Source organism: Virgibacillus byunsanensis (genome assembly GCF_042675965.1).
Taxonomy (GTDB): domain Bacteria; phylum Bacillota; class Bacilli; order Bacillales; family Amphibacillaceae; genus Virgibacillus_R; species Virgibacillus_R byunsanensis.
In genome coordinates, this window is the sequence record NZ_JBHTKJ010000068.1 from 1 (window position 1) to 1,836 (window position 1,836).

2 protein-coding genes are annotated in these 1,836 nt (G+C 34.1%); one reads left to right on the forward strand and one right to left on the reverse strand.

Annotated elements, in window-relative coordinates:
- Positions 1 to 69: 69 nt before the first annotated feature.
- Positions 70 to 828, reverse strand: coding sequence for a polysaccharide deacetylase family sporulation protein PdaB (pdaB, locus tag ACFQ3N_RS18475; protein ID WP_390364382.1), 759 nt, complete (start codon positions 826 to 828; stop codon positions 70 to 72).
- 287 nt (positions 829 to 1,115) lie between these two features.
- Here pdaB and ACFQ3N_RS18480 point away from each other — a divergent pair, with 287 nt between their 5' ends.
- Complete coding sequence (locus tag ACFQ3N_RS18480; RefSeq protein WP_390364384.1) at positions 1,116 to 1,343, forward strand: hypothetical protein; 228 nt, start codon at positions 1,116 to 1,118, stop codon at positions 1,341 to 1,343.
- Positions 1,344 to 1,836 lie beyond the last annotated feature (493 nt).

The window sequence follows — 1,836 nt, forward strand, 5'->3', positions numbered from 1 at the left end:
AATCCTTGAGGAAAGGTCCCCTCCTACTTGACCCATTAAGGCTTGGCGATAAGCCAAGTTTTCTAACATTTATTCAACTATTTTAGATTCGGCGTGTGCTTGATTGATCAATTCGGACATAGATACAAATTGAAAGCCCTTGTTCTTTAATCCAGGTAATATCGTTTTTAACGCATCTGCTGTTTGCTTAGCCGAATCAGAGGCATGTAATAATATGATATCCCCGTTGGACGTTTGTTTCATTATAGAGTCTTCAATAAACTGAGTTCCTGGATTTTTCCAGTCGTTAGGATTAACATTCCAGTGTATAACGGTAAAGTCCAAGTTTTCAGCAAGCTTAATAATTTCTTTATCAAAGTGTCCACTTGGAGGACGGAGAAGTTGAACGTCCTTATAACCTAATTTACGAAAAACCTCCTTTGCATATAACAGATCTTTTCTCACTTGATCAATTTCCTGATCCAAATAACTCTTATAACGGTAGCCTAACATTCCCAGTTCATGATCTGCTTCTGTTATATCCTCCAATACCCCAGGGTGACGTTCCGCCCATTCACCACTGACAAAAAAGGTAGCTTGTACCTGATTTTGCTCTAGTTGTTTTAAAATATCATGGACCCGTTCTTCTCCCCAGCTTATATTGAAGGTTAATGCAATGTTTTCTTCATTGGCATTTCCTTTAGACAATGCGGTTGGTTTGTCCTGAGAAAATACTGAAAATGCCCCATCACGCTCAAACCATAAAAATGTAGCTGTAAATAAAGCAAATAACACAATGATCATCCATCGTTTCCATCTGTTAAAACGCCAAACATAAAAATGACTCATATATCACTCCCCCTATTCCTGTTATATATATTCTATGAATGTAAATTAGCAATATGAACAAGCTATGGAAAGATATAGTTGCTTTCTCTTCAGAAGAAGTCAAGAAGTTATATAGAAATCCGAATTTATATGATGAAAATGTAGAAAAGAAGGGAATGGTAAATGTAGTCTAGCCTGAGTATGTGAATAAGCTCTGTAATTTAACTAATAGAGTTCAAAACGTAATGTGAAATCAACTTGCAACAACTCAATATAATTGACTAGTAATAGAAAATAGAGGTGAAGAAATGCTAGGGATATTAATTAATGACATAGAACAAAAAGAAATGGAGTATTTGGTAAAACGTGAATTAGAGGAAATACTATTGGATTTAGGAGATCATCGAATTGATTACATGGTAAGGCGTGCTATGCAAGAAAGGTATAAAACGTTATTTCAAATGTATCGTAGAGTAGCTAGTAAACAAGAATGTATGAAGTACATGCCAACACGATCAAGAATGGATAAGCATTAAACTATTAAACAGCGCGGCTGAGAATAAATATGATATCTCAGTCGTTTTAAATTTATAAAAAAATAATAATATGTTGAATGTATAATCATAGCAATCTCCGATTTTGTGTAGGCTGCTACCAATTAAGGTGACGAAGTGTAAAAAATAATTCATATTTTCTATTGAACTTATATTATTATTATGCTATATTATTTCTTGTTGTCAGATAGAAAGCACATCGCAACACAGAATAAATTTTTCTTTTTAAAACGTGTTGACAATTATTCGTAACCGTGGTAAATTATATGTCGTCGCAAAAAACGACAAAAGAAAAATTGCTCCTTGAAAACTGAACAAAACAACCAGTATGTCAAGAGAAACATGAACTTGTTTTTCGAAATTTTTTAAGCCAGAAGTTAAGTCTTCTGATTGCTAAGACAACCGATGTGATTGATTGGTGTCAATCATATTCAAACTTTATTGGAGAGTTTGATCTTGGCTCAGGACGAACGCT

Excerpts from the sequence above, each read along its gene's own strand:
- pdaB (WP_390364382.1), bottom strand. The coding sequence starts at position 828 with ATGAGTCATTTTTATGTTTGGCGTTTTAACAGATGGAAACGATGGATG.
- ACFQ3N_RS18480 (WP_390364384.1), top strand. The coding sequence starts at position 1,116 with ATGCTAGGGATATTAATTAATGACATAGAACAAAAAGAAATGGAGTAT.